We start from the raw sequence: 13,940 nt of genomic DNA, 5'->3' as shown, positions 1-13,940 counted from the left end.
CGATCGCAGGCTCGTCAGCAGCAGGCTAATGGACGCCCGCAGTCAACACGCCGGCCCGCCCCCAGCCGGGGCTTCGCGCTTAGCGAAACGAACGCATCACGATTCGGTCTAACCTGAGCCAACACCTGGCCCGACGCCCGATCCGGACCCGGCGAACTAAGTAACATCGGCCCCATCGGCACCATACGTAACACCCTCTACGACATCGTCCGAGACCTCGAGGACTTCTCGGAGGCTAAAGGCCGCCCAGCCGCCGATTACCCGGACGACTACGCGGACGACACCGCCGACACCGACAGCTGGGCACGCGACGACTACGACGACTACGACGGTGACGACTACGACGACGAAGAGTGGGCCTGGCCGGCCAATCGTCGCTGGCGCCCCATCGCTCTCTTCTTCGGCGCCGTCGTCGCCGTCGGAGCGGTCGCGACCGCCGTCATCATCAACAGCGGCGACAGCGCGACCACCAAGGCCACCGTCGGCGCACCGACCCCGCGCAGCGTGATTTCAACCACACCCCGCAGCCCGGCCGCGCCCAGCACTCCACCGAGCACCGCGCGCACACCGCTGCCCCCGGAAACGGTCACCACGTTGACGCCGCCGAGCAACGCGCCCACCCGGATACCCACCGCAGCGCCCGTCCCCACCGCCACTCCCCGGGCGCCGCCCTGAGCCCGCGCACGGTTGTCTACACGGTGACCGGCACCAAGCAGCTCTTCGACCTGGTGAACATCGCCTACACCGACGCGCGGGGCTTTCCGGTGACGGAGTTCAACGTGGCACTGCCGTGGACGAAAGTCGTGGTGCTCAACCCGGGCGTGCAGACCGAGTCGGTGATAGCCACCAGCATCTACGGCCAGCTGAACTGCTCGATCGTCAACGCCCAAGGTCAGCTGGTCAAGGCCTCGACCAACAACTCCTCGATCGCCACCTGCACCCGCTAAGAGCTCAGGCCCAGCTCCCGCATCCGCTGGTCGTGGGTCTGCTGCAGCCGTTCGAAGAACGTTCCGAGCTGGCCCAGGCCGCCGCTACCCGACACCACCAGGTCGACCAGCTCGTCGTGGTCGGCCAGCAGGAACTGGGCCTGCGTGATCGCCTCCCCGAGCAACCGGCGAGCCCACAACGACAGGCGGCTGCGCTGCTTGCCGCTGGAGGTGACCACGGGCCGTACCTCGTCGACGACGAACTGCGAGTGCCCGGTCTCGGACAGCGCCGCACGGACCACGTCGGCGACCTCGTCGGGCAGCCCGCCGGCGATCTCCAGATAGAGGTCAGCGGCCAGGGCGTCGCCGACGTAGGTCTTCACCAGCGCTTCCAGCCAGGTACTCGGAGTGGTCAGCCGGTGGTAGTTCTCCAGCGCCGACACATACTTCGACATCGCCGGGACGACGTCGACACCCCGGCTTTCCAGTGCGTCGCGCAGCAGCTCGTAATGCCCCATCTCGGCGGCGGCGATGCTGGCCATCGAGATCCGGCCCTGCAGGTTGGGCGCCATCCGCGCCTCGTCGGTCAGGCGGTAAAAGGCCGCCACCTCGCCATATGCGAGCACGGCGAGCAACTCGTTGACACCGGGGTGATCGGCTGACAGCCGCGGCCTGGGCGAATCCGCCAACTCGTCGGCGGATGGGGGCGGTGGCATGGGCAACACTCTAGTAGGCCGTCGCAGAGCGCACCGTGTCCCGCCGGGCGACCAGGTATGATGGCGAATTGGTAGTGGCTGAAGCTGTGCTGCCACCGCCGAGGAAATGTGCGTGCACGGAGCCGCCCGCTGTCAAGACCAGACAATGCGGGCCCGGCGACATAGTCGGATTCGGAACTCGTGCGCGCGTGAACCGCACACAGAGAAGTACCGATTCAACTTCGACTACTGTCCCCGAAAGGCTCTCCAACCAGGTATGACTGCACTCAAACCCAACACTGAACTGACCCCCGAGCCAGGATTCGCCGACCTCGGCGTCCGCGACGAGATCGTCCGCGCCCTGGCCGAAAAGGGCATCGAGACCCCGTTCGCCATTCAGGAACTGACGCTGCCGCTGGCGCTGGCCGGCGAGGACGTGATAGGCCAGGCCCGCACCGGCATGGGCAAGACCTTCGGGTTCGGCGTGCCGCTGCTGCAGCGCGTCACCTCCGAGACCGCGACACGACCGCTGACCGGAGCCCCGCGGGCGCTGGTCGTGGTACCGACCCGCGAATTGTGCCTGCAGGTCACCGGCGACCTGGCGACCGCGGCCAAATACTTGAAGGCCCCCAAGGACGACGGCGGCGAGCGTCCGCTCTCGGTGATCTCCATCTACGGCGGCCGCCCCTACGAGGCGCAGATCGAGGCCCTGCAAAAGGGCGCCGACGTCGTGATCGGCACGCCGGGACGGTTGCTCGACCTATGCCAGCAGGGGCACCTGCAGCTGGGTGGGCTGTCGGTCCTGGTGCTCGACGAGGCTGACGAAATGCTCGACCTGGGCTTTCTGCCCGACATCGAACGCATCCTGCGGCAGATCCCCGCCGACCGGCAGTCGATGCTGTTCTCCGCGACCATGCCGGACCCGATCATCACGCTGGCCCGTACGTTCATGACCCAGCCCACCCACATCCGGGCCGAGGCGCCGCACTCGCTGGCGGTGCACGACACCACCGAGCAGTTCGTCTACCGGGCGCACGCTCTGGACAAAGTGGAACTGGTCAGCCGGATCCTGCAGGCCGAGGGGCGCGGCGCGACGATGATCTTCACCCGCACCAAGCGCACCGCCCAGAAAGTTGCCGACGAGTTGAACGAGCGCGGGTTCGCCGTCGGCGCCGTCCACGGCGACCTCGGCCAGATCGCGCGTGAGAAGGCGCTCAAGGCGTTCCGCTCCGGTGACATCAACGTCCTGGTCGCCACCGACGTGGCGGCCCGCGGCATCGACATCGACGACGTCACCCACGTCATCAACTACCAGTGCCCCGAGGACGAGAAGATGTACGTCCACCGCATCGGGCGCACCGGCCGCGCCGGCCGTACCGGTGTCGCGGTCACTTTGGTGGACTGGGACGAACTCGAACGCTGGACGATGATCGACAAAGCGCTGGGACTGGGTTCGCCCCACCCGGCCGAGACGTACTCCAATTCGCCGCACCTGTACACCGAGCTGTCAATCCCGACCGACACCGGCGGCGCCGTCGGCGCACCGCACAAAGCCCCGGCCAAGCGTCGGGAAACCAGTCGGGAAACCAGCAGCGACGACTCGGCCACCCGGCCGGCGCGTCGTGCCAACCGGCGCCAGCGCACCCGCGGCGGCAAGCCGGTGACCGGCCATCCCGCCAACCCGGCCGGCACCGGTGACGCCGCTTCCGAGTCGGGCACGCCTGCGTCGGCTCCTGCCGGCTCGGGCGCGGCGGCCACCTCGGCGCGGCGGCGCCGGCGTCGGCGCAAGCCCGCTGACGCCTCTCCGGCGACCAACTGACGCGGCCCCGCTGAGGCCCCTCGATGGTCCGACCCGAGCGCCGCACCAAGGCCGACATCGTGGCCGCCGCGGCGATCGCCATCGTGGTCGCCGTCGCGGCTGGGCTGATCTGGTGGACCAGCGACGCCCGGGCCACCATCAGCCGGCCCGCGGCCGCTCCCGTCGCGACTCCGGCCACGGCCCGGGAGGTGCCGGCCGCACTGCACCAACTCTGGTCGGCCCCCAGCCCGGCCACCCGGGTTCCGGTGGTGGTGGGCGGGACCGTCGTCACCGCGGGCGGACGACTGGTGGAAGGCCGCGACGCCGGCACCGGCCAGACCCTGTGGAGTTACTCCCGCGACACCGACTTGTGCGGAGTGACCTCGGTGTACCACTACGCCGTCGCCGTCTACCGGGACGACCGGGGCTGTGGCCAGGTCAGCACCATCGACGGCTCGACCGGGCGCCGCGGCCCGGCCCGCAGCAGCTACGCCGACCCGCGGGTGCGTTTGTCCTCCGACGGCACCACCGTGCTGTCGGCGGGGGCCACCAGGCTGGAGATGTGGCGTTCGGACATGGTCCGGATGATGGCCTACGGCGAAACCGACGCCCGGGTGAAGCCGTCGGCGCGCGGCCTGCACTCGGGTTGCACGCTGGAATCCGCGACGGCCAGCTCGTCGCAGGCGGCGGTGCTGGAGTCGTGCACGAACCAGGCCGATATGCGCCTGCTGCTGTTGCGTCCCGGCAAGGAGGACGACGAACCCCAGCAGCAGGTGGTGCAGGAACCCGGGTTGCGTCCGGGCACCGGTGCCCGGGTCCTGGTGGTTTCGCAGAACCGCACCGCGGTGTACCTGCCTGCCCCGCAGCCCCGCGTCGACGTGCTGGACGAGACCGGCACCACGGTGGCCAGCACACTGCTGGACGCGCCGCCGTCGGCATCCGCGGTGGCGTCGACCACCGGCGGCCTGGTCACCTGGTGGACCGGGGATTCGTTGCTGGTGCTCGAGGCCGGCAGCCTGACTGTGCGCTACACCATCGCCGCAGGTGAAACCGCCGCTCCGTTGGGGCCGGGCGTCATGATGGCCGGCCAGCTGCTGGTGCCGGTCACCGGTGCCATCGGCGTGTACGACCCGGTCAGCGGCGAAGCCAGCCGCTACATCCCGGTGGAGCGGCAACCCAGCGCTGCACCCGTCGTACCGGTGGTACTGGGTTCCCGGGTGATCGAGCAGCGCGGCGACACCCTGGTGGCGCTGGGCTGAAGCCGGGGCTCAGTACTCGACGGTGAACGTGGGCAGTGGCTTGCCGGTCTTCCAGTGCTTGAGCAGGGCCTCCGCCAGCTCGCGGTAGGCCACCGCGCCCTTGTTCTTGCGTCCCGCCAGCACTGACGAGCCCGACGCGCTGGCCTCGGCGAAGCGCACCGTCCGCGGAATCGGCGGCGCCAGCACCGGCAGCTCGTAACGGTCGGCGACGTCGAGCAGCACGTCGCGGGTGTGGGTGGTGCGCGGGTCGTACAGCGTGGGCAGCGCGCCCAGCAGCCGCAGGTCCGGGTTGGTGATCTGCTGGACATCGGCGACGGTGCGCAGGAACTGGCCCACGCCGCGATGCGCCAGCGTTTCGCATTGCAGGGGCACCATGACCTCGTCGGCGGCGGTGAGCCCATTGAGGGTGAGCACGCCCAGCGACGGGGGGCAGTCGATGATCACGACGTCGAAATCGTCGGCGATCTTGGCGAGCGCCCGTTTAAGCGCGTACTCCCGCCCGGCCCGCATCAGCAGCATCGCTTCGGCCCCGGCCAGATCGATGTTGGCCGGCAGCAGCGTCATCCCCTCCGCCGTGGTGACCAGCGCGGCGGACGGTTCCACCTCGCCGAGCAGCACTTCATGCACGGAAACGGGCAGTTTGTCGGGGTCTTGGCCAAGCGAGAAAGTCAGGCACCCTTGCGGATCCAGGTCGACGAGCAGCACCCGTTTTCCCTTGTCCACCATCGCCGCGCCGAGCGAGGCGACCGTCGTCGTCTTGGCCACACCGCCTTTCTGGTTGGCCACCGCCAGCACGCGCAACTCACTCACCAGCGTCGCTCCTCCTCGTCACTTCGCTCTGCAGCGTCGCCGACGCCGTTACGCTGCCCATCCTGGCACGTACCCGTCGGCGCCGGTCGGGTGGCGCACCCGGCCGGGTCCGGCGTGTCTCGGGCACAATCGCTGCCATGGGGGTCGACAGTCACCGGCTACTGCTGCTGCGACACGGCGAGACCGAATGGTCGAAAACCGGTCGGCACACCGGCCGCACCGACATCGAGCTGACAGCCGCCGGCCGGGAGCAGGCCGAGTTCGCCGGTGTCGTTCTCGGCGAGCTCGGCCTGGACGACCCCATAGTGATCTGCAGCCCGCGACGCCGCACCCTGGTCACCGCGGATCTGGCCGGGCTGATCGTCGATCAGGTGACGCCGCTGCTCGCGGAGTGGGATTACGGCGAATACGAAGGCCTGACCACGCCGCAGATTCGCGAATCCGACCCGGATTGGCTGGTGTGGACACATGGTTGTCCCGGCGGTGAAACCACCGCGCAGGTCAGTGAACGAGCCGACCGCGCCATCGCCCTGGCGTTGGAGAACATGGAATCGCGAGATGTGCTGCTGGTCAGCCACGGCCACTTCTCCCGCGCCGTCATCACCCGATGGGTGCAGCTTCCGGTGACCGAGGGTTACCGCTTCGGCATGCCCACCGCGACCATCGCGATCTGCGGGTTCGAACACGGCATCCGGCAGCTCAGCCAGCTCGGTCTGAGCTGCCATCCGCGACCGGCAGCTACCGCGTGAAGACCGAACCGGCGTTTGCGCTGAGCGGTCCACGGGGGACCTTGGTCGCCGAGCGGGCCCGCGAGCACTACCGCGATATCGCGGCGGCGCAAGCCGCGCTGCGCTCCGGGGAGGCACCAATAGTGCTGGGCGCGTTGGCATTCGACGCATCGCAGCCGGCCGCATTGCTGGTGCCGGAAACGCTGCGGCGCCTCGATTCGCTGCCGGACTGGCCCACCGGCCCGCTGCCGGCGGTGCGCGTGCAGGCAGCCATCCCGCCGCTTGCCGAGCACCGGTCCCGGATCAGCCGGGCCCGCGATCAGCTGGCAGCGCCGGAAAACCCCTTGCATAAGGTGGTGCTGGCTCGGGCCTTGCGGCTGCGCGCCGACGCACCGCTGGACGGCCGCGTCGTGCTGAGCCGGCTGATGGCCGCCGATCCCACCGCATACGGCTATCTGGTCGATCTGACCGCCGCGGGCGCGGCCTACGCCGGGGCGGCTCTGGTGGGCGCCAGCCCCGAACTGCTGGTGGCGCGCTCCGGGGAGCGGGTGGTGTGCCGCCCCTTCGCCGGTTCCGCGCCACGATCCCCCGACCCGGACGCCGACGCCGCGAATGCGGCCGCGCTGGCGGCATCGGCCAAGGACCGCCATGAGCACCGGTTGGTGATCGACACCATGCGCGCGGCACTGGAACCGTTGTGCGACGAGCTGACGATCGCCGACGAGCCGCAGCTGAGTCGCACCGCGGCGGTCTGGCATCTGTGCACCCCGGTGATCGGGCGGCTTCGTGAAAAATCCACTACTGCACTGGATTTGGCGCTGGCACTGCACCCCACGCCGGCGGTCGGCGGGGTTCCGGCCGGCGCGGCCGCCGAACTGATCGCAACACTGGAGGGCGACCGGGGCTTCTACGCCGGCACGGTGGGCTGGTGCGATGCGGCCGGCGACGGCGACTGGGTGGTGTCGATCCGTTGCGCGCAGCTGTCGGCCGACCGCTTTTCGGCGCTGGCTCACGCCGGTGGCGGGATCGTTGCCGAATCCGATCCCGATGGCGAAGTCGACGAAACCACAACGAAATTCGCGACCATTCTGAACGCACTGGGGGTCGAGCAGTGACACCGAACGTCCGCCGCGCCAGACCCGACGACGTCGCCGACATCACCGCCATGATTCACCAGCTGGCCGAGTTCGAGGAAGCCGCCCAGCAGTGTAGCGTCACCGAAAAACAAATAGCCGCAGCGCTTTTTGGGAAAGACCCAACATTGCGGGGGCATGTCAGCGAGGTCGGCGGCCACGTCGCCGCCATGGCGCTGTGGTTCCGGAACTTCTCCACCTGGGACGGTGTGCCCGGCATCTACCTGGAAGATCTCTATGTGCGGCCGGACTTCCGCCGCCGTGGCCTGGCCCGCGGTTTGCTGACGGCGCTGGCCGGCGAATGCCTGGCGAACGGCTACACGCGGCTGTCGTGGGCGGTGCTGAACTGGAACACCGACGCGATCGCCTTGTACGACGGCGTCGGTGGGCGGCCACAGACCGAGTGGACGACCTACCGGGTGTCCGGCCCCGAACTGGCCGCACTGGCCGAACCCCGCTGATCGTCACCCGCGGCCCACCGCACCGCGGAAGCGCTGAACAGCAGGCCCAGCACCGCCAGCGCCAACAACCCCACCGGGATACCGAACAGCGGCCGGTGCGAACCGACCGCCAGATACCACGCCACCGGCAGCAGCAACAGCTGAGTGAACACGGCCAGCCCGCGACCCCAGCGACGACCCGTCGCCAGCGCGAATCCGCTAGCCAGCACCGCACCGCCGCACACCGCGAACCAGGCCGCGGTGCCCAACCCGTTGACGACGTGCTGGTCGGCGCCCGCCAGACCACGGACCACCAGGGTCGCAGCGATGACTAACGCCGCGATTCCCTGCGCCGCGACGACGAATCCGGCGCGTCGAACCGCACTCGGAGCTGGAAAGGTCACGGCGCCAGCGTAGTCGCGCGGACCAACCCCGGCCCGCGTGGAGCGGGAAGGGGCGCCGCGCCTAACGTTTGGCTCATGCGTGCCATGTTGATCGCCAACCCGATCGCCACCAGCATCACACCGGCCGCTCGCGAGCTGGTGACGCACGCGCTGGAAAGCCGCGTACAGCTCACCGTCGCTAACACCGAGCACGCCGGTCACGCGGACGAACTCGGCCGCACCGCGGTTGCCGAAGGCTACGACCTGGTCGTCGTGCACGGCGGTGACGGCACGGTGAGTGCGGTGGTCAACGGCATGCTCGGCCGGCCCGGCTCGACCCCGCCGGGCCCCGTCCCGGCGTTGGGAATCATTCCCGGCGGCTCGGCGAACGTGCTGGCCAGAGCCCTGGGCATCCACCGCGACCCGGCCGCGGCCAGCAACCAGCTGATCAACCTGCTCGACGAATACGAGCGGAGCCGGCAGTGGCGGCGCATCTCACTGATCGACTGCGGCGAGGTGTACGCCCTGGTCAATGCCGGCATGGGAGTCGACGCCGAAGTGGTCGAGGCGGTGGAGAAGGAACGCAAGAAGGGCCACAAGATCACGCCGCTGCGCTACTGGCGGGTGGCGGTGCCGGTGTCGGTGCGGTTCAGCCGCCGGGACCCCAACCTGATCCTGGAGCTGCCCGACCGCGAACCCGTATCGGGCGTGCACTTCGTGTGGGTCTCCAACACCAATCCCTGGACCTACAGCGACGACCGGCCCATGGTCACCAACCCGGGCTGCAGCTTCGAGTCAGGGCTGGGCATCTTCGCACTCACCAGTATGAAACTGATCCCCACGTTGCGGTTGCTGCGCCAACTGCTGGCGAAGCGGCCCAAGCTGGAAGCCAAACAGCTGATCCGAGACGACGACGTGAGTTACGCGCGGATAACCAAGATGGCCGCGCCGGCGGCCTGCCAGTACGACGGCGAATACCTCGGCCTGCGCGACTCGATGACGTTCCGAGTGGTCCCGAGCGGTCTTGCGGTGGTTGCCCCGCGGCCCGGCTCGGAGTGAAAACAGGCTTCTGAGCTGCACGAATCAAGCTGTGACTCGCCCGCGACGAAACTGTGGGGCGCAAAAGGCCGAGTAGTGTAGTACAACTGGTTAAGGGCAAGGGTAAGAGATCGCTGAAGTGAGATAGCCCACGAGCCCGCGTAACACTATTGACATCTGTTGAGCCTGTGAAACGATCAAAAGGTTGCATGCGTCAGATATGCAAAGGTACGGAACCCCTTTCTTGTGCCGGGTTTAACAGCCAAGAAGAAATGCCCGTGCGCAGTGCTGCGCACATAGTGAGGAGTAGCTACTAATGGATTGGCGCCATAGGGCGGTGTGTCGCGACGAAGATCCGGAACTGTTCTTCCCGGTTGGGAACAGCGGGCCGGCACTCGCGCAGATCGCTGACGCGAAACTGGTCTGCAATCGGTGTCCGGTGACGACGGAGTGTCTCGGCTGGGCTCTGAACACCGGCCAGGACTCGGGCGTCTGGGGCGGAATGAGTGAAGACGAGCGGCGTGCACTCAAGCGTCGCAACGCCCGGACGAAGGCTCGCAGCGGAGTCTGACCCTAGATTCACTGCAATGCGGCCCCGGTTGCGACCGGGGCCGCATTGCTGCGTAACCACGCTCATAGCAGCAACCGGCCGCGTCGGCCGATCGGCACCCGCAGCACCACGTCGGTGCCGCGGTCGGCGCCCTCCCGCATGCCCAGCGACCCGTCCAGCTCGGCTGAGACGAGCGTCCGCACGATCTGCAAGCCCAGGCTGTCCGATTTCTCCAGGCTGAACCCCTCTGGCAGGCCGCGCCCGTCGTCGTGCACCACCACGTCCAGCCAGCGCGCTGACCGTTCGGCCCGGATGGTCACCGAACCTTCGGCGGCATCGGGATCGAAGGCGTGCTCGATCGCGTTCTGCACCAGTTCGGTGATCACCATGATCAGCGCCGTCGCCCGGTCGGAGTCCAACACACCCAGGTCACCGACCCTGTTGATCCGGATTGGTCGGTCCACCGAGGCGACATCGTTCATGATCGGCAGAATCCGGTCGATGACCTCGTCGAGGTTGACCTGCTCGTCCACCGACATCGACAGCGCGTCGTGCACCAATGCAATCGAGGACACCCGGCGCACCGACTCGATCAACGCCTCGCGCCCTTCCGCGTTGACCGTCCGGCGGGCCTGCAGACGCAGCAGCGCCGCCACCGTCTGCAAGTTGTTCTTGACCCGATGGTGAATTTCGCGGATGGTGGCGTCCTTGGAGATCAGCGCACGGTCGCGCCGTTTCACCTCGGTGACGTCGCGGATCAGGATCGCCGCCCCCGCGTTCTCCCCGTGCACCACCAGCGGCAGTGTCCGCAACAGCACCGTGGCGCCGCCCGCGTCGACCTCCATGCGCATGCTGGAGCCGCCAGCCAGCAGGTTGAGAATGTGTTCGGCCACCTCCTGGGCCTCGAACGGGTCCGAGATCAGCGGCCGGGTGACCTTGATCAGGTTGTGGCCTTCCAACTCGCTGTTCAGGCCCATCCGGTGGTAGGCGGACAACGCGTTGGGGCTGGCGTAGGCGACGATGCCGTCGACGTCGAGGCGGATGAAGCCGTCGCCGGCGCGCGGCGTGGACCGCGACATGGCCACGTCGCCGACATCGGGAAAGGTGCCCTCGGCGATCATGTGCAACAGGTCGGTGGCACAGTCCCGATAGGCGGTCTCGAGGTGGCCGGACATCCGCTGGGCCGCGGTCTCGGTTTGATGCTGGGTCAGCACCGCCACCACCTGTTCCCCGTAGCGCACCGGCGAGGCGATCACGTTGGGGCCGGGAACTGGTCCGGGAAGTTGCCATCCGCCCTGTTCGGCCGGGTCTCCCTGCTGCACCCCGCCCGACGAGAAAGCCTCGGCGACCAGGGGTAGGCGGTCGGCGGCGACGACGCTGCCCACTGCGTCGGTCTGCAGCACCGTCGGAGCGGTATTGGGGCGGCACTGCGCCACACACACCAGTACGCCGTCGTCGCGGCGCACCCACATCAGATAGTCGGCAAAGGACAAGTCGGCCAGTAGCTGCCACTCCCCGACTACGGCGTGCAGATGGTCGACGGCGTTGCCCGGCAGCACCGTGTGATCGGCGAGCAGGTCACCGAGAGTGGACATGAAACCCGGGGATTGCTCAGCTGATAACGGCGATCAGGTCGCCGGCCTGGATGACGTCGCCGACCGACACGCTCACCTTGCTGACGGTGCCGGTGACTTCGGCCAGGACCGGGATCTCCATCTTCATCGACTCGAGCAGCACCACGGTGTCGCCCTGGGCGATCTGGTCGCCTTCGCTGACAACGACTTCGAGCACGCTGGCCACGATCTCGGCGCGAACCTCCTCGGACATCCATCACCCCACTCGTCTCGGCCACTGCCCATGCTGTCTGCCCTGTCGGGCAATGTATATCGAACCATAAGACCGTTGGCGACCGCGGGGTGCGGGCGGTGGACAGCGTGGCGCGATCCGCATGAGACAATGGGAGGCAATTGCGCGGCTTTTCACCCCGCCCGCAGCGACAAACACCCTGACGAAACGAGGTTGGATCATGGCCAAGCGTGGCCGCAAGAAGCGTGACCGCAAGTACAGCAAGGCCAACCACGGCAAGCGGCCCAACGCCTGACGGGCGCTGCTAAGGCTGAATCTCCTCGCGGATGATGGTGGTGCGGCGGAATTCCAGCCGCAACCGCTCCCGCAGACCCTCCGGGGCCTTCTCACCGCTGCATTTGGTGGCAACCAGGGCCTTGATCCGTTCCTCGAGCCCGTAGTGCTGAAAGCATCCCGGGCACGCTTCGAGGTGCCTGCGCAGGCTCTCCTTCTTCTCCGGAGTGCACTCGCCGTCGAGCAGCGTCCACACCTCGGCAAGCACCTCGGCGCAGCCGAAGTCGTCGTGGTCGTGGGCGCCGGACGTGCCGCAGGACTCGCTCATGACGACACCTCCTCGTGCTGGCCACGGGTGAAACCGCGGTCCCTGGCGACGTCGGCCAGCAGTTCGCGCAAGCTGACGCCGGCCGCGATGCAGCCGAGACATCACCGTACCGATCGGCGTGCCCATGATCTCGGCAATCTCTTTATAGGGGGAAACCTTCGACGTCGGCGTAGTAGACCGCCATCCGGAATTCTTCCGGCAGCGCCTGCAAGGCCGCTTTGATCTCGGTGTCCGGCAGCGCTTCGAGCGCCTCGACCTCGGCCGACCGCAGCCCGGTTGAGGAATGCTCGGCGTTGGCGGCCAACTGCCAGTCGGTGATCTCGTCGGTCGGGTACTCCGAGGGCTGCCGCTGCTTCTTGCGGTAGCTGTTGATGTAGGTGTTGGTCAGGATGCGGTACAGCCACGCCTTGAGGTTGGTGCCCTCCCGGAACGACCGGAACCCGGCGTAGGCCTTGACCATCGTTTCCTGCAGCAGGTCCTCGGCGTCCGCGGGATTGCGCGTCATGCGCAGCGCGCCTCCGTAGAGCTGGTCGAGCAGCGGAATCGCATCGCGCTCGAATCGCGCCGTCAGTTCGGCGTCGGTCTCCGCCGGTTTGGGCGGCCCGGTCGCGGGAACCTCGGGCCCGGTCTCGCCATCGGTGTCGGCCATCTCGAGTACCACGGTCCCTTCGGTTGCGGTGTCACCGGCCAGCGCGAAGAGCGCCACCGGACTCGCAAGGAAGCGATCCAACCGCTCGTCGCACAATAGGCTCGTCGCAGTTGACACCTGGCTCCCTCCTCCCAATCTAAAGGCCGCGACCGACAGCTGCCCGCCCGGTCGGCTCGACCACCCGATCAACGGGATTTGTCGGCCAGCTATTTCCGCGCTGTGTCGGTGCCCCCTGGAACACTTGTCACGTGCCGACGCGAACCCACACCGTCACCCGGCAGATACGCGGTCCGTGGTCACTGGCCATCAGTCGCGAATTCTGGGAAGGCTTCACGCCGGCCGCCCTGGCCGAGCAACCCAAGTCCGCCGATTTGTCCACGACGTTCCTGGTGGAAGCCGACTGGTCGCGCGCCGAGGTCACCGTCTCCCAGCGCGGGTCGTCCGCGTCGATCGCGGTGGCCGGCGACGGTGATCTGGCAGCGGCGGCCGAACAGACCGCGCGGTTTTTGGCGCTGGACGTCGACGCCCGCGGTTGGGTCGACGTGGCCAGGCGCGATGCGGTGATCGCCGCGGCGCAGCACGAACTTCCCGGCTTACGTCCGTGCGGGTTTCACTCGCCGTACGAGGCGGCCGCCTGGGCGGTGCTGTCCCAGCGGCTGCGGATCGTGCAGGCGGCCCGGCTGCGCGCCGACATCGTGGCGCGCCACGGCGACCGCGGCGCGTTTCCGAGTCCCGGACGGCTGGTGGCGCTGGACCTCGCCCTGCCCGGCCGCAAGGGCGAGTACCTGCGCGCGGTCGCCGAGGCCGCCCTCGACGGGCAGCTGGATTGCGCGGCGCTGCGGTCGGTGGATCCCGACGCGGCGATAGCGGCCGTGCAGCAGATCAAAGGACTTGGGCCGTTCGCTGCCGAACTCGTGGTGCTGCGGGGCGCCAATGTGCCGGACGGGCTGCCGAGGCACGAGCGCCGCCTGGACGCCGAGATCATCGCGAAGTACGGGCCCGGGCGCACCCTGGCCGAGGTGTCGGAGGCCTGGCGCCCTTTTCGCACCTGGGCCGCCGTATACCTGCGCGCGTTACGGGAACGGCGCACCCACGAAATCGCAGCTCGGACCGGGAGTTAGGGT

At 68.3% G+C, this 13,940-nt stretch carries 15 protein-coding genes and 2 pseudogenes; 10 read left to right on the top strand and 7 right to left on the bottom strand.

Going from position 1 to position 13,940, the window contains the following annotated elements:
• Window positions 1–204: 204 nt before the first annotated feature.
• A pseudogene (locus L6444_RS30455) lies at window positions 205–947 on the top strand (MmpS family transport accessory protein).
• On the opposite strand, the gene L6444_RS06730 reads toward L6444_RS30455, so the two are convergent.
• Window positions 944–1,642 (bottom strand): ferritin-like fold-containing protein, encoded by a 699-nt coding sequence (locus tag L6444_RS06730; RefSeq protein ID WP_236981433.1) that lies wholly within the window; start codon window positions 1,640–1,642, stop codon window positions 944–946. The pseudogene L6444_RS30455 and the gene L6444_RS06730 overlap by 4 nt on opposite strands.
• A 256-nt stretch (window positions 1,643–1,898) precedes the next feature.
• On the opposite strand from L6444_RS06730, the gene L6444_RS06725 reads away from it, so the two are divergent.
• A complete protein-coding gene (locus L6444_RS06725; RefSeq protein WP_236981432.1) occupies window positions 1,899–3,440 on the top strand; it encodes a DEAD/DEAH box helicase in 1,542 nt (513 codons plus the stop codon).
• A gap of 23 nt (window positions 3,441–3,463) precedes the next feature.
• Window positions 3,464–4,678: an Rv3212 family protein gene (locus L6444_RS06720; RefSeq protein WP_236981431.1), complete on the top strand. Its 1,215-nt coding sequence runs from the start codon at window positions 3,464–3,466 to the stop codon at window positions 4,676–4,678.
• Window positions 4,679–4,687: 9 nt separating this feature from the next.
• Here the strand turns inward: L6444_RS06720 and L6444_RS06715 are convergent, their stop codons facing one another.
• Window positions 4,688–5,488, bottom strand: coding sequence for a ParA family protein (locus tag L6444_RS06715; RefSeq protein ID WP_236981430.1), 801 nt, complete (start codon window positions 5,486–5,488; stop codon window positions 4,688–4,690).
• Window positions 5,489–5,625: 137 nt separating this feature from the next.
• Between L6444_RS06715 and L6444_RS06710 the strand changes: the two genes are divergently transcribed.
• The 3 genes from L6444_RS06710 to L6444_RS06700 are packed head-to-tail and all read left to right on the top strand — an operon-like array spanning window position 5,626 to window position 7,810.
• Window positions 5,626–6,237 (top strand): acid phosphatase, encoded by a 612-nt coding sequence (locus tag L6444_RS06710; protein ID WP_236981429.1) that lies wholly within the window; start codon window positions 5,626–5,628, stop codon window positions 6,235–6,237.
• A complete protein-coding gene (locus L6444_RS06705; protein WP_236981428.1) occupies window positions 6,234–7,331 on the top strand; it encodes an isochorismate synthase in 1,098 nt (365 codons plus the stop codon). Before L6444_RS06710 ends, L6444_RS06705 begins: the two co-directional genes overlap by 4 nt.
• Window positions 7,328–7,810 (top strand): GNAT family N-acetyltransferase, encoded by a 483-nt coding sequence (locus L6444_RS06700; RefSeq protein WP_236981427.1) that lies wholly within the window; start codon window positions 7,328–7,330, stop codon window positions 7,808–7,810. Before L6444_RS06705 ends, L6444_RS06700 begins: the two co-directional genes overlap by 4 nt.
• On the opposite strand, the gene L6444_RS06695 is transcribed toward L6444_RS06700, so the two are convergent.
• Window positions 7,762–8,193: a hypothetical protein gene (locus tag L6444_RS06695; protein ID WP_236981426.1), complete on the bottom strand. Its 432-nt coding sequence runs from the start codon at window positions 8,191–8,193 to the stop codon at window positions 7,762–7,764. The two genes, L6444_RS06700 and L6444_RS06695, sit on opposite strands and share 49 nt — an antisense overlap.
• 75 nt (window positions 8,194–8,268) lie before the next feature.
• On the opposite strand from L6444_RS06695, the gene L6444_RS06690 reads away from it, so the two are divergent.
• Entirely contained in the window at window positions 8,269–9,231 is a 963-nt protein-coding gene (locus tag L6444_RS06690) for a diacylglycerol/lipid kinase family protein (RefSeq protein WP_236981425.1), read from the top strand.
• A 295-nt stretch (window positions 9,232–9,526) separates the two neighbouring features.
• Window positions 9,527–9,781, top strand: a complete 255-nt coding sequence (gene whiB1, locus L6444_RS06685) for a transcriptional regulator WhiB1 (protein ID WP_036353357.1) — start codon at window positions 9,527–9,529, stop codon at window positions 9,779–9,781.
• 62 nt (window positions 9,782–9,843) lie between these two features.
• Here whiB1 and L6444_RS06680 read toward each other — a convergent pair whose 3' ends face one another.
• Both L6444_RS06680 and L6444_RS06675 read right to left on the bottom strand, forming a co-directional pair.
• Window positions 9,844–11,355 carry a sensor histidine kinase gene (locus tag L6444_RS06680; protein ID WP_236981424.1) on the bottom strand — a complete coding sequence of 504 codons (1,512 nt, stop codon included), beginning with the start codon at window positions 11,353–11,355 and terminating at the stop codon, window positions 9,844–9,846.
• A gap of 16 nt (window positions 11,356–11,371) precedes the next feature.
• Window positions 11,372–11,587 (bottom strand): biotin/lipoyl-binding carrier protein, encoded by a 216-nt coding sequence (locus L6444_RS06675; protein WP_236981423.1) that lies wholly within the window; start codon window positions 11,585–11,587, stop codon window positions 11,372–11,374.
• Window positions 11,588–11,786: 199 nt separating this feature from the next.
• Here L6444_RS06675 and L6444_RS30990 point away from each other — a divergent pair, with 199 nt between their 5' ends.
• A complete protein-coding gene (locus L6444_RS30990; RefSeq protein WP_089025046.1) occupies window positions 11,787–11,861 on the top strand; it encodes a 50S ribosomal protein bL37 in 75 nt (24 codons plus the stop codon).
• Window positions 11,862–11,870: 9 nt separating this feature from the next.
• On the opposite strand, the gene rsrA is transcribed toward L6444_RS30990, so the two are convergent.
• Together rsrA and L6444_RS06660 are read right to left on the bottom strand one after the other, a co-directional pair.
• Window positions 11,871–12,167 (bottom strand): mycothiol system anti-sigma-R factor, encoded by a 297-nt coding sequence (rsrA, locus tag L6444_RS06665; protein ID WP_236981422.1) that lies wholly within the window; start codon window positions 12,165–12,167, stop codon window positions 11,871–11,873.
• Window positions 12,164–12,816 (bottom strand): annotated as a pseudogene (locus L6444_RS06660) (sigma-70 family RNA polymerase sigma factor). The gene rsrA and the pseudogene L6444_RS06660 overlap by 4 nt, the downstream one beginning before the upstream one ends.
• 248 nt (window positions 12,817–13,064) lie before the next feature.
• Here L6444_RS06660 and L6444_RS06655 point away from each other — a divergent pair.
• The gene (locus L6444_RS06655) at window positions 13,065–13,937 is read left to right on the top strand and encodes a DNA-3-methyladenine glycosylase family protein (RefSeq protein WP_236981421.1); all 873 of its coding nucleotides are present in this window, start codon (window positions 13,065–13,067) and stop codon (window positions 13,935–13,937) included.
• The last annotated feature ends 3 nt before the right edge of the window (window positions 13,938–13,940 follow it).

The organism is Mycobacterium kiyosense, assembly GCA_021654635.1.
Lineage (GTDB): Bacteria > Actinomycetota > Actinomycetes > Mycobacteriales > Mycobacteriaceae > Mycobacterium > Mycobacterium kiyosense.
The sequence above is the reverse complement of the archived record's forward strand: the minus strand, read 5'-3'. Positions and strand labels throughout refer to the sequence as shown.

Bases quoted from the DNA above. Each gene is read 5' to 3' on its own strand.
- L6444_RS06690 (WP_236981425.1), top strand. From the start codon at position 8,269: ATGCGTGCCATGTTGATCGCCAACCCGATCGCCACCAGCATCACACCG.
- L6444_RS06710 (WP_236981429.1), top strand. From the start codon at position 5,626: ATGGGGGTCGACAGTCACCGGCTACTGCTGCTGCGACACGGCGAGACC.
- L6444_RS06720 (WP_236981431.1), top strand. From the start codon at position 3,464: ATGGTCCGACCCGAGCGCCGCACCAAGGCCGACATCGTGGCCGCCGCG.
- L6444_RS06725 (WP_236981432.1), top strand. From the start codon at position 1,899: ATGACTGCACTCAAACCCAACACTGAACTGACCCCCGAGCCAGGATTC.
- L6444_RS06675 (WP_236981423.1), bottom strand. From the start codon at position 11,587: ATGTCCGAGGAGGTTCGCGCCGAGATCGTGGCCAGCGTGCTCGAAGTC.
- rsrA (WP_236981422.1), bottom strand. From the start codon at position 12,167: ATGAGCGAGTCCTGCGGCACGTCCGGCGCCCACGACCACGACGACTTC.
- L6444_RS06680 (WP_236981424.1), bottom strand. From the start codon at position 11,355: ATGTCCACTCTCGGTGACCTGCTCGCCGATCACACGGTGCTGCCGGGC.
- L6444_RS06730 (WP_236981433.1), bottom strand. From the start codon at position 1,642: ATGCCACCGCCCCCATCCGCCGACGAGTTGGCGGATTCGCCCAGGCCG.
- whiB1 (WP_036353357.1), top strand. From the start codon at position 9,527: ATGGATTGGCGCCATAGGGCGGTGTGTCGCGACGAAGATCCGGAACTG.